4 protein-coding genes are annotated in these 3,513 nt (G+C 67.5%); 2 read left to right on the forward strand and 2 right to left on the reverse strand.

Translation table 11 applies throughout. The features are described 5' to 3' along the window. Positions 1 to 36 precede the first annotated feature (36 nt). On the reverse strand, positions 37 to 201 hold the full coding sequence (locus EES42_RS45545) for a hypothetical protein (RefSeq protein WP_164495616.1): 165 nt from the start codon (positions 199 to 201) through the stop codon (positions 37 to 39). Positions 202 to 246: 45 nt separating this feature from the next. Beyond that, a complete protein-coding gene (locus EES42_RS47525; RefSeq protein WP_266624438.1) occupies positions 247 to 378 on the reverse strand; it encodes a hypothetical protein in 132 nt (43 codons plus the stop codon). A 131-nt stretch (positions 379 to 509) separates the two neighbouring features. Between EES42_RS47525 and EES42_RS44370 the strand changes: the two genes are divergently transcribed. Continuing rightward, on the forward strand, positions 510 to 2,855 hold the full coding sequence (locus tag EES42_RS44370; protein ID WP_346775451.1) for a tetratricopeptide repeat protein: 2,346 nt from the start codon (positions 510 to 512) through the stop codon (positions 2,853 to 2,855). 36 nt (positions 2,856 to 2,891) lie between these two features. Next, entirely contained in the window at positions 2,892 to 3,152 is a 261-nt protein-coding gene (locus EES42_RS44375) for a hypothetical protein (RefSeq protein WP_124723851.1), read from the forward strand. Positions 3,153 to 3,513: the final 361 nt, after the last annotated feature.

The following is a 3,513-nucleotide window of genomic DNA, read 5'->3' on the forward strand; positions in this document are numbered from 1 at the left end:
AGATCGCCCCCTGACCAGCAGTCAGGCACGGCACCCTCACCGTTTCCGGATCACGGTGAGGGTGCCGTGCCGGCCGGACCCGGCCAGCACCTCCACGACCAGGTCCGTCTCCACCCGTGTGTACGGCTCGCCCTCCGCCCGCCGCTCCCCCCTGTCCTGACGGCGGATGGCCCGCCCCACCGCGTTTGCAGATGGCCTCACCTACGGGCCGCAGAACACGTTTACGCACGTGCTCGCGCCCCGTGGTCACTTCTGCTGGTCTGCTCCCTCCTCATCCGGGCGGTCCTCGATTCGGGCTTGGCGCAGTTCCAGGGTGATGCTGAGGGTGGTGCCGATCAGGGTGAGGAGGTCTGCGGCAATGGAGAAGATGTCGGTCACGTTGCTGCCCTTCGCTGGTGTTGGCGCCGCTGTGATGCGGCTTGGTCAGACAGTGGCCAAGAGTTGGGTTGTCTTCACTCGTCCGGCCGAACATCCCAGGTAGATTCCGAACCACACGGGTTGTGTCCGGGATGCACCGGACAAGGTGTGGCAGGGGGTGCGGGGTGCCGCGGAATGGAAGGCCGGGTCGCCGGTGGAAGGAACTGAGTCCAGCGACGAGTCCTGGAGCAGCTCGGCTTGCGACGTTCTTGCGGAATCAGGTGGATGAGTCGGGGCTGTCCCTGGAGGCTTTGGGTAAGCGGATCCAGTGCTCGAAGTCGACGGTCAGCGAGAATCTCGGTGGCAAGATCCCGCCCCAGAAATTTGTCGTCGCTCTGATAGAGGTCACAGTGCGGGCGGAGCTACGGGAGCGGCGGCAGACCGAGGCCGAGCAGTTGCGGCGTGCGGCACTCCACCCTCCGCGGCCAGCCCCGGGTTCCGGACGGCTTGAGGGCGGTGGGCCGGGCATGGGGCAGAGTGCGTCAGCTGGCCTTCTCGACATCGCCGCGTTGCAGGCGAAGCACATCGAGACGTATGAGTCTTTGACCAAGGCTCTGTCTCAGCGGGACGAGCTACGAGAGACCGTGGTGCAGTCACAGCAGTTGGCCATGGTTCTGTACGGGATGATCGGCACACTGCAAGACCGGGTGGTGCGTCTGACGGAGGACCGCGACCGGTTGACCCAGGCCGCGGCCGAGCAGCTTGCGGCCGGTGAGCGGGCCGAGGTAGCCGAACGCAAACTGACCCGTGCTGTTCAGCAGGAGACGCGCGCCCAGGGAGAGTTGGAACGAGCGAAGGAAAAGCAGCGCGAAGCCGAGGAACTAGCCATCCGCCTCCAGGAGAAGATCGACCGGCTCGCCGGAGAGCTCAAGGGCCTTCGCGCGCAGGGCGCACCAGTGGAGGAGCGTTTGCCTGACGTGTCGCCCGCGCCAGCCACAGTCCCTGCGGAGGAGGACGATCCAGAAGGGGACGACATCGAGGCAGCGCTCCTGCGTGCCGAGGTCGTCAACGACACCGATGCCGGCATCGTCGAGCGGATCACCACCGAACTCATCCAGGAACAGGAGCCGGTCACAGCACCTGTGATTGTCCTGGACAAAGGCTCTACTTTCCCGAACAAGGCGAACACGCTTTGGGAAGCGTTCCACAGCAGTGCACGGCTCACCGGCAATGCCGGGATGATGCGCGAAGCGGTCCATATGGCGAATCTGGCCGTGCTTCGGGCCAGCCGGGAACTCGGTTCAGACCACGTCACCACCCTCACCACTCGCGGCACCCATGCGCGGTGGACCGCGAAAGCCGGCGACCCGACCGCCGCACGCGACCTCTACGCCCGGCTCGTCAACGACCACACCCGTATCCAGGGTCCTGATCACGCTGACACCTTCATCTCGCGCCATGATCACGCCCACCACGTCGGCGAGGCTGGCGACCCGGCCGCCGCGCGCAGCCTCTACGCCAGACTCGTCGACGACCGCACCCGAGTACTCGGCCCCGACCACCCTCTCACCCTCGCCACTCGCCACGACCACGCAGAATGGTGCGCGAGATCTGGGGACCTGACCAGTGCACGCGATCTCTACGCGGATCTCGTCGACGACCGGACCCGCGTTCTGGGACACGACCACCCCCACACCGTGGCCTCCCGCCACAATCAAGCCCAGTACATCGGCGAGGCTGGCAACCCATACGCCGCACGCGACCTCTTTGCCCAACTCATCGACGAGCGGGGCTTGGCCCTCGGCTGCGGCCACCCCAACACTCTGGCTTCTCGCCACAGCCACGCCCGATGGATCGGCGCGGCTGGCGACTCGGCTGCTGCCCGCGACCTCTTTCTCCAGATCATTGACGACCGCACCCGCATCCTCGGCCCCGACCACCCCGATACCCTCGCCTCCCGCCACCACCACGCCCAGTCCACCGGCACGGCCGGCAACCCAGGCGCCGCACGCGACCTCTTTGCCCGGCTCATCAACCACCGCGTCCACGGCCCCGACCACCCAGACACCCTCGCCGCGCGCCACGACCACGCCGTATGGACTGACGCGGCTGGCGACTCGGCTGCTGCCCGCGACCTCTTTCTCCAGATCATTGACGACCGCACCCGCATCCTCGGCCCCGACCACCCCGATACCCTCGCCTCCCGCCACCACCACGCCCAGTCCACCGGCACGGCCGGCAACCCAGGCGCCGCACGCGACCTCTTTGCCCGGCTCATCTACCACCGCGTTCGCGTCCTCGGCCCCGACCACCCAGACACCCTCGCCGCGCGCCACGACCACGCCCAGTGGACCGGAAGGAACGGCCATCCGTTTACCGCCAGAAACCTGTCAGCCGAGGTAGCAGCTGCTCGTGCCCGCGCTCTGGGCCCCGATCACCCCGACACGATCAACAGTCGCAAAGCACAGCTCTACTGGAGCCAACTATCCGAAGGCTGAACGCCGGTCTGTCCTACTCAAGCTGAGCTCTCTCGCGTGGGGAGACACCTCATACAGCGCCACTGGGAGCTGCTACTCACGCTGACGCGGGTTCACCTGGACGACCACCTGATCGCCGCGCACGCCACGTGGCTGCCCGGCCGGCAGCCCGACTGCGGCGTCTGCGAGGTATGGCGAGAGGAGCACACCATCGGCCCCATCCACGAGGCCGAAGCCCTGCACCGGGCCTGGCACCTGTGCGAGCAACTGCGGAAGATCTGCACCCTCGGCAACTTCGAGCTGACCCACCTCATGTAGGCCAATCCCGGCCGGGCATGCGGATTCCAAGGACCGGCATGCCGGCAGTAGCCCTACCGCCGCCGTGCCGCGGCCCGGACGGCAACAAGAACGGGGCTTGCCGGGCAGAGAGCGGGATCGGCGAGGCCGAAGCACGGTCGCCGCAGAGGAAGAGGGTCGGGCGAGGCCTGCTCCTCCCCTGCGGCAAGTCGGGGTGCGGACAGAGTCATCCTGTCCTCCGGCGGTCTACCGGGCGGGGTTCCCGGCCGGTGATGCCGCCGGGTGGGGTCAGGCCTCGCAGGTGTCGAGCATCCCGGACAGGGCTTCGGCCTCGGCGGGGTTGGCGGTGAGCTGGTAGGTGGCCTTCACGCTGATCCAGGCG

It is taken from the genome of Streptomyces sp. ADI95-17 (genome assembly GCF_003846175.1).
Lineage (GTDB): Bacteria > Actinomycetota > Actinomycetes > Streptomycetales > Streptomycetaceae > Streptomyces > Streptomyces sanglieri.